The following is a 21,806-nucleotide window of genomic DNA, read 5'->3' on the forward strand; positions in this document are numbered from 1 at the left end:
CGTCCCGACCCTGTCGATGTAGTCGAATTTTCTCTTAGGGCTCAACCGGCCAATGCGACGCCAGATCCTCCAGACCCGCCCGGATCAGCCGCTTCAGAACCGCCTCATCTATATCGGCTATCTTGTTGATATAGAGACAGGATTTTCCCGTCCGGTGCTTGCCGAGATCCTTCAGGATCAAACCGAAATCCGCATAACCCGGCATGATGTAGATGCTCAGTGCGGCTTTGCGGGGTGAGAAGCCCGTGGCCAGAAAATCGCCCTCGCGCCCCGTGGCATAGCGATAATGATAGCGACCATAGCCGATTATCGACGGGCCCCACATCACCGGTTGAAACCCCGTCACCTCGCGAAAGAGCACGTCGAGGCGCAACGCCTCGTCCCGCCGCGTCGGCGGTTCAACCCCGGCTATGAAGTCCGTCACGGAAAGGGCGGTCGGAACGGTCTTGTTGGCCATAGCGAAGTGTCGGCCGGTCCCGCCGCCCTGTCCAGTCAGAACGACACTTCCGCGAGCGTCGCCCGGTGGTCCGACGGCCAGGGGTCGACCGCCAGATCGCTGCGGGGGCCCGTCTCACCGACGATCCAGGCGCCGGTAACCGTCAGCCCGTCGGCCTTCGCAAAGGCAAAGTCGATGCGGTCGTGATGGTCCTCCGGGTCCGCCTCGTCCCCCTGCGGGGTCCAGGTATAGGCGGGTTTGGCGACCGGGTCGGGATTGGCCGCGCGGTAGGTATCGACGAACCCCGCCTCGGACAGGCGGTGAGTGGTCGGCCATTCGACCTTCACCGGCTGCTGCCCGGCGGCAACCGCCGCATCGGTCCAATCGTATTCCGACGGCTCATTGAAATCGCCGAAGACGAAAACAGCAGCCGCGCCCTCTGCGGCCTGCATATCCTCGAAGAGAATATCCATCGCGGGCCCCCGCGTCTGGTTCGCCCAGTCCTGCGCCTCGGCCTCGGTCTTGATGAACGGGGCGGGCCCGTATTCGATGCCGAGCAGCTGGTAGGGCTGATAGGGCTCGTCATCATGATGGATGTTGAACGCCCAGACAGTGACCCCGTCGACATCGATCGGCACACCGAGGTCATTGCCGGTGGCCGCCCCGATGGGATAGCGCGACAGGATCGCATTGGCCCAGAGCGCCACGTTTTCCTGCGTCTGGTCGTAGTAGTAGTAGCCCAGCGCCTCGGCGATCTCCTTTGCCACGCTCTCACCCACCGCCGCGCAGGCTTCGGCGGTACAGTCCTCGGGCTCCAGCCGGGTTTCCTGCATGCCGATGATGTCGGGGTTTGCGGCCTTCAGCACAGCGACGGTTTCCTCGACGCCCTTGCCCTCGTTCCCGCCGCCGCCCCAGATATTGTAGCTCATAATTCGAAGCGTCGTTTCCGCAGCCGCCGGTACGGCTGCAACGATGCCCACAATCAGTCCCGGTAGAAGCCGACTCAGCATGTGCCACCTCCTGTGTTGAGACCGCGATACATTACCTGTGAATCGGGTTCGTGAAATCTGAATTCCAAGAGGATGGATTCGGGAGGTTTAGTCCCGCAAAGCGCGGAAATCTTCCTGCAGTCGGCGAAAGGCCGAGCGGTAGCGCGCCAGCCGGTCCGCGTCGGCGACCGAATTCAGGAACGGCTTGCGTTTGCCAGTGACCATCACATCCTTGCCGTCGATCGGAGTGGCAAGCGCCGTGTCGGCGGCGAACATCTCGCACTCCGCGTGAGGCAAGCGGACCGAGAGGTAGGCGTAGTCGGCCGTTTCGAACTGGTTCGACAACCACAGATGTTTCAGGGCCCTGCACCCCGCCAGCGGCCGCAACCCGCCCTCCGTCACGCGCAGGTTCAGAAGCCGCAATTCTTCCAGAGATCCAAGCTCTCCGACCGGCGCAAGCGTTGCAGCACGGTGCGCATTCCACATTCCGCCGGAAAAGCTGAATGCGACAAGCCCGACAAGCGACGCGATAGGGTCAAGATCGTTGATCTTCGGGCAATCCTCGAGTGACAGAACACGGACGCCAGACAGTTGCCGCAGAACGGAGATGTCCGAAACCTTCGTCGTGCCGACAAGCATGAGATGCGTCAGACGGCCAAGCCCCGCCAGACCGCCCAGATCACCCGTCCGCAGGTCAAAAAGGCCAAGCTTTGCGACGTCAAGCCGCGCAACGAGCGGCGCAAAGTTCCTCGCATTCGCACCGATGACCGAAGCCACATCGCCCGACAGCACACCATGCTCACGCGCCAAATCGACCTCGCGACCGTCGAGGAAGACTTTGGGCAGCCTGTCGTCGCGCCACTTGCCGTCATTGGCAAGCTCATACATCAGGGTGTCGAGCCTCAGCGCGGTCATGACAGGTCCATTCCGTCTCTGTCCTCAGTTCTCGTCGCGCCAGCGGTTCACGATCGGATAACGCCGGTCGAGCCAGAAGGCCTTGCGCGTCAGCCGGGGACCCGGCGCGGACTGGAAGCGTTTGTATTCAGACAGGTAGATCAGCCGCTCCACCTTCTTCACCATGTCGCGGTCGAACCCCGCCGCGACCACCTCGGCCACCGACTGATCGCGGTCGACAAGCCGTTCCAAAACCGCGTCCAGAACCGCATAGGGCGGCAAGCTGTCCTCGTCCTTCTGGTCGGGCCGGAGTTCGGCCGAAGGTGGCTTGTCGATGACACGCGCCGGAATGACCTCGCCCGCCGGGCCCATCATCCAGGGCCGGTGATTGGCGTTGCGCCAGCGGCAGGTCTCGAAGACCCGCATCTTGTAGAGGTCTTTCAGCGGGTTATAACCCCCCGCCATGTCGCCATAGATCGTGGCATAGCCCACCGCGACCTCGGATTTGTTGCCCGTCGTCAGCAACATCTCGCCGAACTTGTTCGACAAAGCCATGAGCAGCAGACCGCGCAGCCGCGACTGGATATTCTCCTCCGTCAGGCCCGGCTCAGTCCCCTCGAACAAGGGCGCCAAAGCCTCGGTCACCGCCGCGCGGGGGCCGGAGATCGGCACAGTGTCCAACCGGCAGCCCAAGGCCTTGGCAACGCCGTCCGCATCTTCCAGCGAATGGGTGGACGTATATTCCGAGGGCAGCATGACGCAGCGCACATTTTCCGGCCCGATCGCATCGGCGGCAATGGTGGCCACGAGCGCCGAATCCACCCCGCCCGACAGTCCCAGCAACACCTTGCCGAACCCGGTCTTGCCGAGATAGTCGTGCAAGCTCTGCACCATGGCGCGGTAATCCTGCTCCCACTCGTCGGGCCGGGCATCAAGCTCGGTCCGGACCGCCTGCCAGCCCTTCACGCCCTTCTCGAAATCCACATGGCGGATGCATTCGTCAAAGACCGGCAGTTGCGCGGCCAGTTCCGCGCCCGGGTTCAGCACGAAACTGCCGCCGTCAAAGACCTGATCATCCTGCCCGCCGACCATGTTGAGATAGACGAGCGGCAGATGGGTCTCGATGACACGCGCAACCATCACGTTGACCCGCACGTCGTATTTGTTGCGGTAATAGGGCGACCCGTTGGGCACCAGCAGGATCTCCGCCCCGGTCTCGGCCAGCGTCTCGGTCACATCGTCGAACCACGCATCCTCGCAGATGGGGGTGCCGATGCGGACCGGCCCCACCGCATAGGGGCCGCTGACCGGGGCGGATGTAAAAAGCCGCTCCTCGTCAAAGACCGCTTCGTTCGGCAGGTGGTGTTTCAGCACCCGCGCCGCGACCTTGCCACCCCGTAGCACGTAATAGGCGTTGTAAAGGCCGCTCGCGTCTCGGTAGGGCCCGCCGATGCCCAGAACAGGCCCGTCGGCGCAGGCGGCGGCCAGCCGGTCGATCTCTTCCATCGCCGCCTCGGCAAAGGCCGGTTTCAGCACCAGATCCTGCGTCTGATAGCCGGTGATGAACATCTCAGTCAGCGCGACCATGTCCGCCCCGGCGGCGCGGCCCTGTTCCCAGGCGGCGCGGGCCTTGGCGGCATTGGCGGCAAGGGCACCGACAGTCGGATTGAGCTGTGCCAGTGTCAGGCGCAAGGTTTCGGACATGCGTTTTCCCGGGTTCCTGCCCCGTCTTACCAGACCTGCCGCCGAGGGAAAGCCATCGGCTGAACCGCAGGCGGCAGCCCCCCTGCACTGGGTTGTCACAACAGGGTCGGGCAATTAGGCTCCGGAACGGGTGCCGACGACGCGACCGGCCGAGCTTTCGGTATTGCGGTGGTCCGGTCGGCGATTGCAGGGCGAGGTCAACCATGCTGCGCGGCGGTTCGGGAATACCGGCTTTTCTGGTGATGATGACCATCGGCGCGGCCGGAACGGCCACGGCGCAGGAAACGATCACCAAGGAATACGAGAACGGCGGCATCTACGAGGGCACGTTCAAGGACGGCAAGCAGCACGGACAGGGTACCTACCGATTGCCGGATGGCTACGAATATACCGGCGACTGGGTCGAGGGTGAGATTCTTGGCCAGGGCCGGCTGCGGTATGTCAACGGCTCCGTCTATGAAGGGGCGCTCGTGAAAGGCCAGCCGCATGGCAAAGGCAAGATGATCTTCGCCAATGGCGGCAGCTATGAAGGTGACTGGGTCGCAGGCGCGATCGAAGGGCAAGGCACGCTGGAATACTTTGACGGATCAGTCTATTCCGGCACGTTGAAAATGGGGCGTCCCAACGGCAAGGGCGCGCTTCGCCTGCCAAACGGCGCGACCTATGAGGGCGACTGGATCGATGGGGTCAATCAGGGCACCGGTACGATCACATTCGCAGACGGTTCGATCTACGAAGGCGACATGCTCGGCGGAACGATGGCGGGACAGGGTCGGCTGACCCGTCCGGACGGATCGGTCTATGAAGGTGGATGGGCTGGCGGCAAGCTGAACGGCGCAGGCAAGTTCACCCGGCCGGACGGGTCAAGCTATGAAGGCAGCTTCGTGAATGGGAAACGCAGCGGTCACGGGCGGGCGATCTATGCCAACGGCAATATTTACGTGGGCGATTTTGCTGATGACGTGTTCCACGGCAAGGGGACGCTGAGCTTCCCGAATGGATATATCTATGAGGGCGATTGGGTCGAGGGGCACAAGCTTGGCTCCGGCAAGGCGACCTATCCCGACGGCACCGTATACGAGGGTGCATTCCGTGAAAACCGCTTCAACGGCATCGGCACGATGACAGCCCCCGATGGCGTCAGCTTCACCGGCTCTTGGGTCGATGGCGTCATCGGTGAAAGCGGCACCAAGCGACTGCCCGACGGCCGGGTCTACGAGGGCGGGTTCAAGGATGGCAAATATCATGGCCAGGGCACCATGACCTATCCCAGCGGCCAGACCTATACGGGCGACTGGGTAGAAGGTATGCGCAGCGGTCGTGGCACCGCAACATATGAAGACGGATCGGTTTATACGGGCGAGTTTGCAAATGACCAACGCCACGGAATGGGCGAAGCCGTCATGCCGGACGGTTTCCGCTATTCCGGCGGCTGGCAGGCGGGACAGATGCACGGACAGGGGACCGCAACCTATTCCAATGGCGATGTCTACGAGGGGGGCTTCGTGGGCGGTCAGCGCGAAGGCGAGGGTATCTTGCGATACGCGACAGGCGAGGTTGAATCCGGCACCTGGACCCGCGGCGCCCTGACCGCACCCACGCCCGATCCCGAAACGCCGTCCCCCGACGCATCCGCCCCCCCGGCGGACGAAACCGCCCCAGCCAGCCCGGATGCGGCAGAAACCGCGAACTGACCGGCGGCGTCGATCGTTTTCATATCCCGGCCCTGAACCGGCACCGGCGATCAACCCGACGCTGGTCGGCGTCACGCGGCGGCCATACGATTTGCCGACGCAACGCCGACACTTTGCCGATCAGGTTTGATACCCCGAACGGAGTGCGCTGAAACCTGCCCTTCTATTCCGCTCCGGCTATCCGAATTTTCCGCTTTTCCTTTCCCGTCTCATCGCTATAGTCGCGCCCCATGACACGGAGCTTTTATATCCCGACCGCCCAATGTGCTTCGCGCGCCCGGTCGCTTCGTGCCCTTCTCCTCCTTAGCCGCCTCTGAGCGTGCCTTCCGGCGCGACCGCTCAGAGGTGACCCTGCGCCAGGCAAAGCTAAGGTAGACAAGTGAGATCAGGACAATGACCGACAAGACCAGCCAGGACCGCGTGGTGATTTTCGACACCACCTTGCGCGACGGGGAACAATCACCCGGCGCGACCATGACGCATGAGGAAAAGCTCGAAATCGCCGAGATGCTCGACGAGATGGGCGTCGACATCATCGAAGCCGGGTTCCCCATCGCGTCCGAAGGGGATTTTGAGGCCGTCACGGCGATCGCCAAGCAGGCGAAACAGTCCGTCATCTGCGGCCTCGCCCGGGCCAACTTCAAGGATATTGACCGCTGCTGGGAAGCGGTGAAACACGCGAAACGCCCGCGCATTCACACCTTCATCGGCACCTCGCCCCTGCACCGCGCCATCCCCAATCTGGACATGGACCAGATGGCCGAGCGCATCCATGACACTGTGACCCATGCCCGCAACCTCTGCGACAACGTGCAATGGTCGCCGATGGATGCGACGCGGACCGAACACGACTATCTCTGCCGGGTGGTCGAAATCGCGATCAAGGCGGGTGCCACCACGATCAACATCCCTGACACTGTGGGCTATACAGCCCCGCGCGAAAGCGCCGACCTGATCCGCATGCTGATCGAAAAGGTACCCGGCGCGGACGACATCATCTTCGCCACCCATTGCCACAACGACCTTGGCATGGCAACGGCCAACGCGCTGGCCGCCGTTGAGGCCGGCGCGCGGCAGATCGAATGCACGATCAACGGTCTGGGTGAGCGCGCGGGCAATACCGCGCTGGAAGAGGTCGTGATGGCCCTCAAGGTCCGTAACGACATCATGCCCTATCAGACCCGGATCGACACGACGAAGATCATGAACATCTCGCGCCGCGTCGCCGCCGTCTCGGGCTTTCCGGTGCAGTTCAACAAGGCCATCGTCGGCAAGAACGCCTTCGCCCATGAAAGCGGCATCCATCAGGACGGGATGCTGAAGAACGCCGAGACGTTCGAGATCATGCGCCCGCAGGATATCGGCCTGGCCGGAACCTCGCTGCCCCTGGGCAAGCATTCGGGCCGTGCGGCGCTCAGGTCGAAGCTGAACGATCTGGGCTTCGACCTCGCCGACAACCAGCTCAATGATGTCTTCGTGCGGTTCAAGGCGCTCGCCGACCGCAAGAAGGAAGTCTTCGACGAGGACATCATCGCGCTGATGAGCGATCAGGCCTCGGAAGGGGCAGACGATCACTTGCAGGTTAAGTTCCTGCGGGTGATCTGCGGCACCGAGGCGCCGCAATCTGCCGATCTGATCCTGACCGTGGACGGCAAGGACCAGCAGGTGACGGCGCAGGGCGATGGACCGGTTGACGCGACCTTCAACGCGATCAAACGGCTCTTCCCGCACAACGCGCGGCTCGCGCTCTATCAGGTCCATGCGGTGACGGAGGGCACGGACGCGCAGGCCACCGTGTCCGTCAGGCTGGAGGAAGACGGCAAGATCGTCACCGGTCAGTCGTCAGATACCGATACGGTTGTGGCCAGCGCCAAGGCCTATATTAGCGCACTGAACAACCTGATCGTAAGGCGGGCAAAGACGAAGCCTGAAGAGTTTAAGTCGGTTTCTTGATATTTTGCCCCAACCTGATTGGATAATTGACTCAGAAATGTTCGATAAATGAAACTCGGCGGAATGCCGCAACGGGCGTTCCGCCGCCCCCTTTCGCATTGTGCCGCCCAAGCCTATAAGTATGTCCGGCCTGCGACGCCCGAGTCGCGGGCCGCAATCTGTTTGGAGTGGGAAGATCGATGGCAAGTTGGGGTGGGCTGTTTTCGTCGGATATGGCGATTGACCTCGGGACGGCGAATACGCTCGTCTACGTAAAGGGCAAGGGGATCATCCTGAATGAACCCTCGGTCGTGGCCTACCACGTCAAGGACGGCAAGAAGCAGGTGCTCGCCGTCGGCGAGGATGCCAAGCTGATGCTGGGGCGTACCCCTGGTTCCATCGAGGCGATCCGGCCGATGCGCGAAGGCGTGATCGCCGATTTCGACGTGGCCGAAGAGATGATCAAACACTTCATCCGCAAGGTCCATCGCCGCACCACCTTCTCCAAGCCGAAGATCATCGTCTGCGTCCCCCACGGCGCGACCCCGGTTGAAAAGCGGGCAATCCGCCAGTCGGTCCTTTCCGCCGGTGCACGGCGCGCCGGGCTGATCGCCGAACCCATCGCGGCGGCCATCGGCGCGGGCATGCCGATCACCGATCCGACCGGGTCCATGGTCGTCGATATCGGCGGCGGCACGACCGAAGTTGCAGTCCTCTCGCTCGGCGACATCGTCTATGCGCGGTCCGTCCGCGTCGGCGGCGACCGGATGGATGAGGCGATCATCTCGCACCTGCGCCGCCAGCAGAACCTGCTGATCGGAGAAAGCACGGCCGAACGGATCAAGACCTCCATCGGCACGGCACGGATGCCGGATGACGGACGCGGCGCGTCGATGCAGATCCGCGGCCGCGACCTGCTGAACGGCGTACCTAAGGAAGTAGAGATCAATCAGGCCCAGATCGCCGAGGCGCTGGCCGAACCGGTTCAGGCCATCTGCGAGGCGGTGATGATCGCGCTGGAAGCGACGCCCCCCGACCTTGCAGCCGATATCGTCGACCGGGGCGTGATGCTGACGGGCGGCGGCGCGCTTCTGGGCGAGTTGGATCTGGCGCTGCGCGAACAGACCGGCCTGTCGATCTCCATCGCCGACCAATGTCTGAATTGTGTTGCCCTCGGCACCGGCAAGGCATTGGAATATGAAAAACAGCTCCGGCATGTGATAGATTACGACAGCTGAGACCTGACCCCAGCGCCCGAGAACGAGGCCGACTGTGGCACGAGACCGCAACACCGAAGCCGAATTCAAGCGCCCGCTGCGTCGGGTACTGACGGCTGCGCTCGTCTTCCTGCTGGCTGTCATCTTCCTGATCTGGCGCATTGACAGCCCGCGCGTGGAACGGTTCCGCGCGGCTGTCATCGACCGCGTCGTGCCAAACATGGAATGGGCACTGGTGCCGGTAACCAAGTTCATGGACATGGTGGACGGGTTCCAGTCCTATGCCGCGCTCTACGACCAGAACCAGGAACTGCGGCGCGAGCTGCAGCAGATGAAGGCGTGGAAAGAAGCCGCCGTCCAACTGGAACAGCAAAACGCCAAGCTTCTGGCGCAGAACCAGGTCCGACTCGACCCCAAACTGACCTCGGTTTCGGGCGTCGTGCTCGCCGATGCCGGGTCACCCTTTCGCCAGTCGGTTCTTCTGAATGTCGGGTCACGCGATGGGATCGTCGATGGCTGGGCGACGATGGACGGGCTCGGCCTTGTCGGCCGCATCTCGGGTGTCGGGCAGACCACGGCGCGGGTGATCCTTCTGACCGACGCCTCCAGCCGAATCCCGGTCGTGATCCAGCCCTCGGGTCAGAAGGCGATGCTCGTGGGTGACAATTCCCACTCTCCGCCGGTTGAGTTTCTTGAAGCCCCGGAGCAGGTCCGCCCCGGCGATCGGGTGATTTCCTCGGGCGATGGCGGGGTCTTCCCGGCAGGGCTGCTCGTCGGGCAGGTCACGCTTGGCACCGACCAGCGGCTTCGCGTGGCGCTTGCCGCTGACTACGAGCGGCTGAACTTCCTGCGCGTTCTGCGCAGCCACCCGGCCGAGCAGATCACCGAAGCGGGCCGCCTGATCCCGCCGCCGGTTGCGCCGGATGCAGAGGCTGCGGAGACCCCGGCACCAACGGAGGCCGGAGATGGTTGATCCGGCCGCCGCCACGAGGTTCAGCTATCGCAGCCTGTTTCTTGCCCTTGCCGCTGTGATCCTTTTCGTGCGGCTCCTGCCACTCAGCGCCCTGCCCGCGCGGTTCCCGGGGCCCGACCTCATCTTATGTCTCGCGCTGGCCTGGGTTCAGCGGCGCCCCGACTATGCGCCCGCGCTGCTGATTGTGATCGTCTTTCTGATCGAAGACATCCTCGCGATGCGGCCACCGGGTCTCTGGGCGCTGATCGTACTTCTGGGCACTGAATTCCTGCGGTCTCGCGAAGCGCTCTTGCGTGACCTTCCCTTCATTGTTGAATGGGCAGCGACAGGTGCCCTGATCCTGGCCATGGCGATCGTAAATTGGCTTGTGCTTGCGCTGTTCCTCGTGCCGCAGGCAGATTTCGGGCCAGTCATGCTTCAGGTCATAACCACGATCGTCGCCTATCCTTTGATTGTACTGGCCACCCTCTTCGTCCTTGGGGTCCGCAGGACCGCAACCGGTGAGGTCGACACATTGGGGCGTCGGATATGAGACGTTCCCCACGCGACGCACAGGAAAGCCACCGCCGCATTGGCCGCCGCGCAATGCTGCTTGGGTCGCTCCAGGCGGTCTTCGTCGGCACGCTGGCTTTCCGGATGCGCTACCTTCAGGTCGACCAAGCCGACGAGTTCCTGCTTCTTGCCGAGGAAAACTCGATCAAGGTCCGCCTTCTGCCACCCGCCAGGGGACTGATTCAGGACCGTAACGGCACCGTGGTTGCTGGAAACGAACAGAACTACAGGATCACGATCATCCAGGAGGATGCGGGCGATACCTCGGCGGTTCTCGACGAACTGGCCCAGCTCATCCCACTCACGGATGATGACCGCGAGCGGACCCTCAAGGAGGCGGCGCGAACGCCGACCCTGCCAATTACCATCGCCGACCGCCTGAGCTGGGAGGAATTTTCGCGCGTTGCCGTCAACGCCCCCGCCCTTCCCGGCATCACAACCGAGGTCGGACTGTCTCGGTTCTATCCGCAAGGCGCCGATTTCGCCCATGTCCTCGGTTATGTCGGCCCGGTCAGCGATTACGACCTGTCGAAGATCGAGGACCCGGACCCGCTGCTGAAGATCCCGCGGTTCCAGATTGGCAAGATCGGAGTTGAGGCCAAGCTGGAGGCCGACCTGCGCGGAAAAGCCGGTTCGCGACGGATTGAGGTCAACTCCTCAGGCAGGGTCATGCGCGAACTGGGGCGGCAGGAGGGCGACCCCGGCGCCAACGTCCGCATCACCATCGACCACCGCCTGCAGAATTATGTACAGGCGCGTCTGGGCGAGGAAAGTGCCGCCGCTGTCGTCGTCGACGTGAATACCGGCGATATTCTTGCCATCAACTCCGCCCCCAGCTTCGACCCAAACCTGTTCGTGCGTGGCATTTCCGGCCCTGATTATCGGGCGCTGACAGAAAACGATCACCGTCCGCTTGCAGACAAGACCGTTCAGGGCGCTTATCCGCCCGGCTCCACCTTCAAGATCGTGACCGCGCTGGCCGCGATGGAGGCCGGTGTCATAAACCCCGGCGAGACGGTCTATTGCCCCGGTTACACCCAACTTGGCAATCGCCGGTTTCATTGCTGGAAACGTGGCGGCCACGGTTACGTTCGCATGACCGAGAGCCTCGAGAAATCCTGTGATGTCTATTACTATGAAGTCGCCCAGCGCGTCGGCATCGACAAACTGGCCGAGATGGCCCGGCGGTTGGGGATAGGCGCCCGGTTCGATCTGCCGATGTCGGCGATTTCCGAAGGGCTTGCGCCGGACAAGAACTGGAAACTGGCGAAATATGGCAAGTCCTGGCTGGTCGGCGATACGCTCAATTCCGGCATCGGTCAGGGCTATGTGCTGGCCTCTCCGCTGCAGCTTGCGGTGATGACAGCACGGGTAGCGAGCGGCCGAGCAATCGAGCCGCGTCTGGTAAGGGCTGTTGACGGGCTCGACGTGCCGCTGGCTGAGGCCCCGCTACTTGGCCTAAGTGACGCGGCATTGCGTGCAGTCCGCCAGGGCCTGTTCGACGTCTCCAATTCGCAGAGCGGCACCGCCTACCGCTCGCGCATCGTCGACGATACGATGCGGATGGCCGGCAAGACCGGCACCAGCCAGGTCCGCAACATCACTGCTGCCGAACGGGCGCGCGGGGTTTTCCGCAATGAAGACCTGCCCTGGGAACGCCGCGACCACGCGCTTTATGTCTGCTATGCGCCCTTCGACGCGCCCAAGGTCGCGGTTTCGGTCGTGGTAGAGCATGGCGGAGGCGGCTCCACGGCCGCGGCCCCCATCGCCCGCGACATCGTACTTCATGCGCTTCACGGCGGGATACCGCCCCTTACCGCCTATCCAGCTGATCAGCGCAACCGGATCGAGGCCGAACGTGAAAAGCTGCAGCTTCTCGATCCCGAAGGCCCCAGCGGAGGGCGGTCGCGCGCATGAGTTATCTTGAGTACAACGTCAAGACGGTGCCAACGGGTCTGCGCAAGGTACTGCATGTGAACTGGCCACTCGTCCTGCTTCTGGCTGCAGTCGCATCGGTCGGGTTCCTCATGCTCTATTCGGTCGCGGGCGGCCGGATCGACGTCTGGGCCGAACCGCAGATGAAACGTTTCGCAATTGGACTTGTCGGCATGCTGGCGATCGGATTCGTCCCGATCTGGTTCTGGCGAAACGTTTCCGCAGTCGCCTATCTCGGCTCGCTTCTCTTGCTCGTGGCCGTGGAATTATTCGGCGATATCGGCATGGGCGCGCAGCGATGGCTGGAAATCGGCCCCCTGCGCCTGCAGCCGTCGGAACTGATGAAGATCGCGCTCGTGATGCTGCTTGCGGCCTATTACGACTGGCTCGACGTCAAGAAGGTGTCGCATCCGCTCTGGGTGATCATTCCGGTCGTGATGATCCTCGTCCCCACCTTCCTCGTCCTGAAGCAACCCGACCTTGGCACCGCGATCCTGCTTTTGGCCGGGGGGGGCATCGTGATGTTCGTCGCGGGCGTCAGAATTTGGTATTTCGGCACCGTCATTGCGCTTGGCGTGGCGCTGATCTTTACCGTGATCGAAAGCCGCGGCACCGACTGGCAACTGATCAAAGACTACCAGTTCCGCCGGATTGATACCTTCCTTGACCCGTCGGCAGACCCCCTTGGCGCGGGCTACAACATCACGCAGGCGCAGATCGCACTCGGCTCGGGCGGCTGGGCCGGTAAGGGCTTCATGCAGGGCACCCAGTCGCGGCTGAACTTCCTGCCGGAAAAGCACACCGACTTCATCTTCACCACGCTTGCCGAAGAGTTTGGTTTTATCGGTGCTTTCTCTTTGCTCATGCTCTACGTCATGATCCTTCTCTTCTGTATCCAGTCAGCACTCGCCAACCGCGACCGGTTCTCGGCGCTTCTGATCCTGGGGATCAGCAGCACCTTCTTCTTGTTCTTCATGGTGAACATGTCGATGGTGACAGGGCTGATGCCCGTTGTCGGCGTGCCGCTGCCACTTGTGTCCTATGGCGGAACGGCGATGATCATCCTTTTGGCCGGGTTCGGCCTTGTGCAAAGCGCCCATATCCACCGTCCGAGGTAACATGCCCGCCACCGTCTTTTTCGCCGCCGGTCCCGCGAACTGGGAGGAATACCGTAATCCCCTGAACGCGGCCTTCACCGCTGCGGGGCTTGATATCGTGATGTCGGACCGGACGGATGACCCGGCTTCGGTCGACTACATCGTGTTCGCGCCGGGCGGGGTCATCGAGGATTTCGGACCTTACGTGAACTGCAAGGCGGTTCTGAACCTCTGGGCGGGGGTAGAGCGTCTGGTGACGAACCCGACCCTGACCCAGCCTCTTGCACGCATGGTCGACTGGGGCCTGACCGAAGGCATGGAGGAATACGTGGTCGGTCACGTTCTGCGCCATCATCTGGGGATGGATGCCCATATCCATGGACAGGATGGCGTCTGGCGCAATTCGGTTCTGCCGCCTTTGGCCCGTGAACGTCCCGTCGCCATGCTGGGCCTCGGCGAACTGGGGCAGGCCTCTGCCCGCGCGCTGACCGCACTGAACTTTCCGGTGATGGGATGGAGCCGCAGCCCGAAGGCCATTGACGGCATCGAATGCCGATCGGGCGAGGACGGTCTTGCCCATGTCCTGTCGCGCGCCGAAATCGCGGTCCTGCTTCTACCGCTGACCGAGAACACCCGCGACCTGATGAATGCCGACCGTTTGGCACTGATGCCGGAAGGTGCGGTGATCATCAATCCCGGACGCGGCCCCCTGATCGACGATACCGCTTTGCTTGCCGCGCTCGATGAGGATCGGATCGGCCATGCCACGCTTGACGTGTTCCGTACCGAGCCGCTGCCGCCCGATCATCCCTTCTGGGCACATCCGAGGGTTACCGTGACCCCGCATATCGCGGCCGACACGCGACCGTCCAGCTCGTCTCAGGTCATTGCCGAGAACATCCGACGCGGTGAGGCGGGCGAACCCTTCCTGCACCTCGTGGACCGGTCGCGCGGATATTGATGCGGCCGGGTCGGCCTATCTGATCTTGGGCGGTCTGGCCGGGTCCATCCCCGGTGCGGCCGGTGTTACCACCTGCGCCGTGTCGACCTCGGGCTCAGGCAGGTCGAAGCGCAACGACACCCGGGCAACGCGTGCCGTGAGTTGATCGCCCGCTCCCGGAAAGGCTACGTCGATCTCGCCCGCCTCGATCCCGGAAAAGACCAGCGCTTCGGACACCGCCTTGGCCAGCGCCGCCTCAGCCCCCTCCACAGCACCTTCAAAGGCCAGAAGATGGCCGCGCCGCCCGTCGCCGTAACTGACCGCCACCAGATGCGCGGCGCGTGCGAGCCCCGCCAACCCGGCAAGCTTGGCATCCAGCGCCGCCACGACCGCCTCAGGCAACCGCGTCGGAGCCGCGACCGATGTGATCTGCCCCTGGGCCTGTTCGGGCGTGTGATCTAGCGTTCCGGCCAGCCAGCCCAGCGCCGCTGCCGGCATCAGGAAGGTGGACGGCACCACGCCGAGATTGAGGCCAAGCCCCACACCCTCGCCTGCCAATCCCCGTGCAATTACCCGCCCCGGCAGTGCGGCATAAGGCGCGGGCGCGCCTGTAAATTCAGCCAGCCGTTCTTCTGTATCGAAGGCCAGTGCGAACCGCCCTTCGTCAAGCGGGAAAACCTGCGGAGCGATGGTTTCACCGATCGGTTCGGCCTCCAGCAGGAGAAAGAGTTCGGCGTCGGCCAGCCGCTCATAGAATCTTAGCCGCGCCGCATCGTCCTCGGGTGCCGCCTCCATTGCCGCATGGGCGCGGTCGAGCATCGTTTCAGTCGTCATCCATCACCTCGGACAAGCGCGCCCGTGCCTCGGGCAGCAGTTCCGCCTCGAACCAGGGATTGCGTTTCAGCCAGCCGGTATTGCGCCAGGAGGGATGAGGCAAGGGAAAGACGCGCGGCGCATGGTCGCGCCAGTGCTTCACGGTTTCCGTAACGCCGCCCTTTGCCGCCGCCACGCCGAGATGCCAGCGATGCGCATAGCCGCCAACGAGGAAGGCGATCCGGACATTCGACAAGACCGACATGACCCGTTCGTGCCAATGTTCAGCGCAGCGTTTCGGCGGCGGCAGGTCGGACCCTTTGGCGTCATAGCCCGGAAAACAGAAGGCCATCGGCACGATGGCCACCTTCTTGCTGTCATAAAAACCCTGCGGATCGAGCCCGAGCCAGTCTCTCAACCGGTCGCCAGACGGATCGGTGAAGGGCTGACCGCTGTCATGCACCCGCGCGCCCGGCGCCTGCCCGGCGATCAGCACCCGCGCCGAGGGGCGAAACCAGACCACGGGGCGCGGTTCGTGCGCCGTCGCGGTCCGCGCGAAATCCTCGGCACAGAGACGGCAGGCGGATATGTCGTCGGTCAGAGCCATGGCCCGCACTCTGCCGCGACGCCCAGGTCAGGAAAAGGCGCAATCACGTTATTTCGATGTTTATCGAAATTTCTCTTGTGCGACTCAATCATTTCTATAATTCTAGAAACATGAAACATATGACCACCGATGACCTTTCCGTCGAAATCGCCGCCTCGACCTTCGCGGCGCTTGGTTCCGAACAACGGCTCGCCGTCCTGCGCACACTGGTGCGCGCGGGGCCGGACGGGCTGACGATCGGCACGCTGGGTGAACGCGCGGGCGTGACCGGATCGACATTGACCCACCACATGAAGATCCTCGCCCAAGCCGGTCTGGTGACACAGACAAAACAGGGTCGGTCGATCATCTGCGCGGCCGTGGCCTACGAACAGGTCCGGGCCTTGTCGCGATTTCTTCTCAACGAATGCTGTGCCGACAGCGGCCAACCGGGGCACCATCATGGCTGAGACCACCCATTCCCACGACCACGGCCATTCGCGGCTGCCGGTTGACGGGGCCTGGATCGCGCTGGCGGTTCTGCTGGCCGCTGTCACAATCTTCGACTTGCCCGCGCTGTGGCCAACCATCCGCTTCACCGGAGGTGCGCTTTTATCGACCGCTCCATTCATCGGCTTCGCCGTCCTGGCCATCGGCTATCTGAAGGCGACCGGTGCGGAAGCGCTGGTTGCCCGCGCCTTCGAGGGGCGCGAGACGCGGATGATCGTGCTTGCAGCCCTGATGGGCGGGCTCGCGCCCTTCTGCTCCTGCGAGGTCATCCCGTTCATCGCGGCGCTTCTTGCCCTTGGCGCGCCCCTGAGTGCAGTGATGGCTTTCTGGCTGGCATCCCCTCTGATGGACCCGGCGATGTTCGCGATCACGGCGGGTACGCTCGGCTTCGGCTTTGCCCTCGCCAAGACGGCGGCGGCTATCGGGCTGGGACTCATGGGCGGGTTCGGAACGATGGCTTTCGCGTCAACTCCCGTCTTCCGCGATCCCCTTCGCAAGAAACCGGCACCGGCCTGCGGAAGCTCTTGCTGCGGCACGGAAAAGCCCATGTCGGGCAAGCCGGTTTGGCGGTTCTGGAGTGATCCGGACCGACGCGACACATTCCGTTCGGCCGCCACCGAAAACGCCGTTTTCCTTCTGAAATGGCTGACACTGGCCTATGCGGTCGAGGCAGTGATGATTCGCTATGTCCCAGCCGACTGGATCGCGGGCGTACTTGGCGGCAGCGGCATCGGTCCCATTGTCCTTGGCGCACTGGTCGGCGCACCCGCCTATCTCAACGGCTATGCCGCCGTGCCGCTTGTTGACGCACTCCTGGAACAGGGCATGTCGAACGGTGCGGCGATGAGTTTCATGCTCGCTGGCGGCGTCAGCTGCATCCCGGCCGCCATCGCCGTCTGGGCGCTCGTGAAACCCCGCATCTTCGCCGCCTATCTCGGCTATGCTTTCGCGGGTTCCGTCATTGCCGGGCTGGTCTGGCAGGCCATCGCCTGACGTGTCCACGACCGTTGCTCCTAGGCCTGTTTTCCGATAAGTCCGGGAAAACAGGGCCAAAGCGGGAGGGGGCACGCGTATGTATCGCGTCTGGAATTACGTCACCAACTATTCTCTGCTGTTGATCGCCGGGGCCCTGATCGCGCTGATCTGGGCCAATATCGACGCGTCGAGTTACCATCAGTTCGTCGATTTCGTGATCGTCGATCACTTCTTCATCGGCCATGCACATGAGGAAGGCGGCCACATCACCCGGACGCTGACGCTGCACTACCTCGTCAACGACATCGGCATGGCCTTCTTCTTCGCCATCGCAGCGAAGGAAGTGTGGGAGGCGATCATCCTCGAAAACGGCTCTCTGCGCGGTAAGAAGGCGATGACGCCCCTGATCGCGACCGCAGGCGGCATGTTCGGCCCGATCGCCGTGTATCTTGGCCTCGCCGCTGTTCTGGGTGTCTATGAGACGGTGAGCCGTGGCTGGGCGATCCCGACCGCCACCGATATCGCGTTTTCGTACCTCGTTGGCCGCATGGTCTTTGGCGCCGGACACCCGGCGATCCGCTTCCTTCTGCTGCTGGCTATTGCCGACGATGCGGCGGGGCTGATCATCCTGGCGATCTTCTATCCATCTGGTGATCTTGCACCGGAATGGCTGATCCTGTCCTTCGGCGCGGCCTTTGCCGTCTTCGTGCTGGCCAACTGGCTACCGCGTCGCCTTGACCGGGGCAACCAGTTGCGCCCGAACTCCACCTGGGTTCGGCAGAAGCTGTCGTTCTGGCCCTATCTCATCGCCGGCTGCCTGAGCTGGTACGGTTTTCAGGAATCGGGCATCCACCCCGCGCTTGGCCTTCTGCCCATCGTGCCGGCGATCCCGCATGCTGATCGCGCCTTCGGTATCTTCGCCGAGGCCGAGCAGTATCTCACCGACCTTCTGAACTGGATCGAGCATCATCTGAAATACCCGGTGGAGTTTGTCCTGTTCTTCTTCGGTCTACTGAACGCGGGCGTGGAGTTTTCGGCGATTGCCGAGCCGACGTGGCTGGTGCTCCTGGGGCTGATCATCGGCAAGCCTGTCGGTATCTTCCTGTTCGGCTGGTTCGCCGCCTATCCGATGAAACTCGGCCTGCCGCAGGGCATGCGGTCGGTCGACCTCGTCGTAATCGGTTTCGTCGCCGCCATCGGCTTCACCGTTGCGCTCTTTGTCGCCTCGGTCGCCTTCCCGGCCGGACCGGTTCAGGATGCCGCCAAGATGGGTGCGCTCTTCTCCTTCGGCGCGGCGGTCCTGTCCATCATTGCGGGTAAGGCCTTCCGGGTCGAGAAGGTCAACGGCTGACATTTGCGGCACGGGCGCCCTTTAAAATGCGCCTGTGCCGCCATAATCCGGGCAAGATGTGATTGTAGCTGCTATGTTAACGATCATCGCCTAACGATACAGGCAGGCAGAGCAGCGCCAGGGCCAACGGATGCTCGAATTCGAGAATGTCAGCAAGTCCTTCTGGACCGGAAAACAGCGCAAGGTCATTCTTGATCAGGCGTCCTTCCGCGTGGAACTAGGCAATTCTTTGGGCATCCTTGCCGAGAACGGCGCGGGCAAGACCACGATCATCAACATGATGGCAGGGCTGGAAAAACCCGATGAGGGGACCGTTCGCAAATCCTGCCGCGTTTCCTTCCCGCTTGGCTTCATGGGCGGCGTTGTCGGCAAGCACACCGCCCGCGAAAACGCGCGGTTCATTGCCCGTCTCTACGGGCTCGACCCCGACTATGTGGAGGCGTTCAGCCGTTGGCTCTGCGGGATCGAGGAGTACTTCGACATGCCGGTCGGAACATTCAGTTCCGGGATGAAGCAGCGGTTCACGTTCTCGCTTCTGCTCGCCATGGAATTTGATATCTACCTGATCGACGAAGGGATGCCCGGTACGACAGATGTGGAGTTCAACCGTAAGGCGGGTACGGTTCTGCGCGACCGGCTCAAGACGGCAACTGTAATCGTCGTCTCGCATCAGGCCGCGACGTTGGAAAAGTTCTGCCGCAGTGCCGCTGTGTTACGACACGGCCGGTTGCACATGTTCGATACACTGGAAGAAGCGAAACGGATGTACGACTATGCTTAAAGCTCAGAGGTTTCGCATTCGTCCAAGTGACCGGCCGCCGGCAAAACCGGCCTCCGAACCGCTCGCGCCGCCCGATGATGGTTTCGGCGATCAGAAATTCCCGACGGCCGAACATCCCACGGAACCGAAAAGTTCAGCTGAGGAACTGGCCGCAATTCGCGCCGAGGGGTTGACCGGGCGCCAGCTCAGAACCGCCCGGCGCGTCGCCCAGAAGAATGGTATCGAAGCGGCCGACGATTTCGATGCGGTGCGACTGCTGCGGAAACGTGGGATCGATCCGTTCCAACCGTCGCAGGTCATGCAACTCATCGAAGGGGACCGGCCAGGTCCGGATCAGGCGGGGCGCATTCAGTTGCCTCAGACCCTTCCCGAACAGCCGGGCGTTCCGGGCCGCCCCATTGAGCCGGATGATCGCGCATCGGCGATCCTGCAGATTCAGCGCGATATTGTCCGCCGCCGTCGCCGCAACTTCAGGATGCTGCTTGCCCGGCTTGCCGCTTTCGTACTGGTGCCGACCATCGTCGTCGGCTGGTACTATTTCAAGATGGCGACGCCCCTCTACGCGACATACAGCGAATTCATCATCCAGCAGAGCGAAGGGCAGGCCGCGAATATCGGCTCGATGTTCCGGGGAACCCAGTTCGCCACATCGCAGGATTCGATCAACGTCCAAGGCTATCTGCAATCGCGGGATGCCATGCTCCGTCTCGATCAAGACCATGGCTTCAAGGCGCATTTCAGCCAGCCGTCCATTGACCCGCTGCAGCGGCTGGACGCAGACGCGACGAACGAGGCCGCATACAAACTCTACAAGCGCAACGTCAAGATCGGCTACGACCCGACCGAGGGTATCATCAAGATGGAGATCATCGCAGCCGATCCCAATGTCAGCGAAACCTTCTCCAAGGCGCTGATCGGCTATGCCGAAGAGCAGGTGGACCAGCTTTCGTCCCGGCTGCGCGAGGATCAGATGCAGGGCGCCCGCGACAGTTATGACGATGCAGAGAATAAGGTTAGCGAGGCGCAACAGCGGGTCTTGGCCCTGCAGGAGGAGTTGGGCATCCTCGACCCGGCGACCGAAAGTGGTTCGGTGATGACGCAGATCAACGGGTTCGAAATCGAACTGCAAAAAAAGCGGCTGGAATTGCAGCAGCTTCTCGACAACGCCCGCCCCAATCAGGCCCGCGTGAAGGGTGTGGAAGGCGACGTCCAAAGGCTTGAACAACTGATCGCGGGCCTGCGCGCGCAACTGACCGAAGGTGGCGCTGGCGGCGTCTCACTTGCACAGGTGACCGGCAAGCTGCGGATCGCCGAGGCCGATCTGCAGACCCGTCAGCTTATGCTGGCGCAGGCGCTTCAGCAGCTGGAAACTGCCCGGATCGAGGCCAATCGCCAGGTCCGCTATCTTGAACCCAGCGTCCGGCCGGTCGCCCCCGACGAGGCAACCTATCCCCGCGCTTTCGAAAACACGGTCTTGGCCTTTCTGATCTTCGGTGGCATTTACCTCGTGATGTCACTGACCGCCTCGATCCTGCGGGAACAGGCGACCTCGTAAGGAGCCGGAAATGACCGAGATGAAGGAAGTGGCCGTCGGCGGGCTGACCGTCGGCAACGACCGGGTGTTGACCGTGATCGCGGGCCCTTGTCAGCTGGAAAGCGCCGATCACGCCCAGATGATCGCCGGGACGATGGCCGATGCCTGCGCGAAGGCCGGGGCGCAGTACATCTTCAAGGCCAGTTACGACAAGGCCAACCGCACCTCGTTGAAGGGTAAGCGCGGGATCGGGATGGAGGCGGGCCTTAAGGTGCTTGAGGGCGTGCGCGCCGCACTTGGTATGCCGGTCCTGACCGATATCCATGATGCCGAGCAGGCGCGCATCGCAGCCGAAGTGGTCGACGTCATTCAGATCCCGGCCTTCCTCTGCCGCCAGACCGACCTGCTGCTTGCGGCGGGCGAGACCGGCTGTGTGATCAACATCAAGAAGGGCCAGTTTCTTGCCCCCTGGGACATGGACAATGTCGCAGCCAAGGTCGCAAGCACGGGCAATGAGAAGATCCTTCTGACCGAACGTGGCGCGAGCTTTGGTTACAATACGCTGGTCGCCGACATGCGCTCGCTGCCGCGGATGGCCAAGACAGGCTATCCGGTGATCATGGACGCGACCCATTCGGTCCAGCAACCGGGCGGTCAGGGCGGTTCCAGCGGCGGCCAGCGCGAATACGCCCCCGCCATGGCCCGCGCCGCCGTCAGCCTCGGTATCGCCGGGGTCTTTATCGAGACCCATCAAGCGCCTGATGCCGACCCGTTGATTTCCGACGGGCCAAACATGATCCCGCTCGACCAGATGCCGAAACTCATCGACACGCTGATGGCGCTCGATCGGATTGCGAAGGCTGATCCGGTGCGGGTGTAGTGCCACCGGCGGA

General features: G+C 62.8%; 20 protein-coding genes. 14 read left to right on the top strand and 6 right to left on the bottom strand.

What is annotated here, in order from left to right; all coding sequences use genetic code 11:
• Positions 1–34: 34 nt before the first annotated feature.
• The 4 genes from QKW60_RS04250 to QKW60_RS04265 all read right to left on the bottom strand — a co-directional run bounded on the left by QKW60_RS04250 (position 35) and on the right by QKW60_RS04265 (position 4,023).
• Complete coding sequence (locus QKW60_RS04250; protein WP_282366701.1) at positions 35–457, bottom strand: DUF1801 domain-containing protein; 423 nt, start codon at positions 455–457, stop codon at positions 35–37.
• A gap of 35 nt (positions 458–492) precedes the next feature.
• Complete coding sequence (locus tag QKW60_RS04255) at positions 493–1,446, bottom strand: endonuclease/exonuclease/phosphatase family protein (RefSeq protein ID WP_282366702.1); 954 nt, start codon at positions 1,444–1,446, stop codon at positions 493–495.
• 87 nt (positions 1,447–1,533) lie between these two features.
• The gene (locus QKW60_RS04260; protein WP_282366704.1) at positions 1,534–2,340 is read right to left on the bottom strand and encodes a hypothetical protein; all 807 of its coding nucleotides are present in this window, start codon (positions 2,338–2,340) and stop codon (positions 1,534–1,536) included.
• 24 nt (positions 2,341–2,364) lie between these two features.
• A complete protein-coding gene (locus tag QKW60_RS04265; protein ID WP_282366705.1) occupies positions 2,365–4,023 on the bottom strand; it encodes an NAD+ synthase in 1,659 nt (552 codons plus the stop codon).
• A 203-nt stretch (positions 4,024–4,226) separates the two neighbouring features.
• Here QKW60_RS04265 and QKW60_RS04270 point away from each other — a divergent pair, with 203 nt between their 5' ends.
• The 8 genes from QKW60_RS04270 (at position 4,227) to QKW60_RS04305 (ending at position 14,384) form a co-directional block, all read left to right on the top strand.
• The gene (locus tag QKW60_RS04270) at positions 4,227–5,717 is read left to right on the top strand and encodes an MORN repeat-containing protein (protein WP_282366706.1); all 1,491 of its coding nucleotides are present in this window, start codon (positions 4,227–4,229) and stop codon (positions 5,715–5,717) included.
• A gap of 393 nt (positions 5,718–6,110) precedes the next feature.
• Positions 6,111–7,670 carry a 2-isopropylmalate synthase gene (locus QKW60_RS04275; protein WP_282366707.1) on the top strand — a complete coding sequence of 520 codons (1,560 nt, stop codon included), beginning with the start codon at positions 6,111–6,113 and terminating at the stop codon, positions 7,668–7,670.
• 179 nt (positions 7,671–7,849) lie between these two features.
• On the top strand, positions 7,850–8,887 hold the full coding sequence (locus tag QKW60_RS04280) for a rod shape-determining protein (protein ID WP_282366708.1): 1,038 nt from the start codon (positions 7,850–7,852) through the stop codon (positions 8,885–8,887).
• A 34-nt stretch (positions 8,888–8,921) separates the two neighbouring features.
• Positions 8,922–9,839: a rod shape-determining protein MreC gene (gene mreC / locus QKW60_RS04285; RefSeq protein WP_282366709.1), complete on the top strand. Its 918-nt coding sequence runs from the start codon at positions 8,922–8,924 to the stop codon at positions 9,837–9,839.
• Positions 9,832–10,371, top strand: coding sequence for a rod shape-determining protein MreD (locus QKW60_RS04290; protein ID WP_282366710.1), 540 nt, complete (start codon positions 9,832–9,834; stop codon positions 10,369–10,371). The genes mreC and QKW60_RS04290 overlap by 8 nt, the downstream gene beginning before the upstream one ends.
• A complete protein-coding gene (gene mrdA, locus QKW60_RS04295; protein ID WP_282366711.1) occupies positions 10,368–12,308 on the top strand; it encodes a penicillin-binding protein 2 in 1,941 nt (646 codons plus the stop codon). The genes QKW60_RS04290 and mrdA overlap by 4 nt, the downstream gene beginning before the upstream one ends.
• Entirely contained in the window at positions 12,305–13,444 is a 1,140-nt protein-coding gene (gene rodA, locus QKW60_RS04300; RefSeq protein ID WP_282366712.1) for a rod shape-determining protein RodA, read from the top strand. The genes mrdA and rodA overlap by 4 nt, the downstream gene beginning before the upstream one ends.
• 1 nt (position 13,445) lies before the next feature.
• Entirely contained in the window at positions 13,446–14,384 is a 939-nt protein-coding gene (locus tag QKW60_RS04305) for a 2-hydroxyacid dehydrogenase (protein WP_282366713.1), read from the top strand.
• 15 nt (positions 14,385–14,399) lie between these two features.
• Here the strand turns inward: QKW60_RS04305 and QKW60_RS04310 are convergent, their stop codons facing one another.
• A complete protein-coding gene (locus QKW60_RS04310) occupies positions 14,400–15,197 on the bottom strand; it encodes an SseB family protein (RefSeq protein WP_282366714.1) in 798 nt (265 codons plus the stop codon).
• A complete protein-coding gene (locus tag QKW60_RS04315) occupies positions 15,187–15,783 on the bottom strand; it encodes a uracil-DNA glycosylase family protein (protein ID WP_282366715.1) in 597 nt (198 codons plus the stop codon). The genes QKW60_RS04310 and QKW60_RS04315 overlap by 11 nt, the downstream gene beginning before the upstream one ends.
• Positions 15,784–15,893: 110 nt before the next feature.
• Here QKW60_RS04315 and QKW60_RS04320 point away from each other — a divergent pair, with 110 nt between their 5' ends.
• The 6 genes from QKW60_RS04320 to kdsA all read left to right on the top strand — a co-directional run bounded on the left by QKW60_RS04320 (position 15,894) and on the right by kdsA (position 21,793).
• On the top strand, positions 15,894–16,232 hold the full coding sequence (locus tag QKW60_RS04320) for an ArsR/SmtB family transcription factor (RefSeq protein ID WP_282366717.1): 339 nt from the start codon (positions 15,894–15,896) through the stop codon (positions 16,230–16,232).
• Positions 16,225–17,265, top strand: coding sequence for a permease (locus tag QKW60_RS04325; protein ID WP_282366719.1), 1,041 nt, complete (start codon positions 16,225–16,227; stop codon positions 17,263–17,265). Before QKW60_RS04320 ends, QKW60_RS04325 begins: the two co-directional genes overlap by 8 nt.
• A gap of 79 nt (positions 17,266–17,344) precedes the next feature.
• Complete coding sequence (locus QKW60_RS04330; protein ID WP_282366721.1) at positions 17,345–18,598, top strand: Na+/H+ antiporter NhaA; 1,254 nt, start codon at positions 17,345–17,347, stop codon at positions 18,596–18,598.
• Between the two features lie 130 nt (positions 18,599–18,728).
• Positions 18,729–19,379, top strand: a complete 651-nt coding sequence (locus QKW60_RS04335) for an ABC transporter ATP-binding protein (RefSeq protein WP_282366722.1) — start codon at positions 18,729–18,731, stop codon at positions 19,377–19,379.
• Positions 19,372–20,934 carry a KpsE/RkpR family capsule polysaccharide export protein gene (locus QKW60_RS04340; RefSeq protein WP_282366724.1) on the top strand — a complete coding sequence of 521 codons (1,563 nt, stop codon included), beginning with the start codon at positions 19,372–19,374 and terminating at the stop codon, positions 20,932–20,934. Before QKW60_RS04335 ends, QKW60_RS04340 begins: the two co-directional genes overlap by 8 nt.
• Positions 20,935–20,953: 19 nt before the next feature.
• Positions 20,954–21,793 (top strand): 3-deoxy-8-phosphooctulonate synthase, encoded by an 840-nt coding sequence (gene kdsA, locus QKW60_RS04345; protein WP_282366872.1) that lies wholly within the window; start codon positions 20,954–20,956, stop codon positions 21,791–21,793.
• The last annotated feature ends 13 nt before the right edge of the window (positions 21,794–21,806 follow it).

The sequence above is a fragment of the Albidovulum aestuarii genome (assembly GCF_029961185.1).
In the GTDB taxonomy this organism is placed as follows: Bacteria; Pseudomonadota; Alphaproteobacteria; order Rhodobacterales; family Rhodobacteraceae; genus Albidovulum; species Albidovulum aestuarii.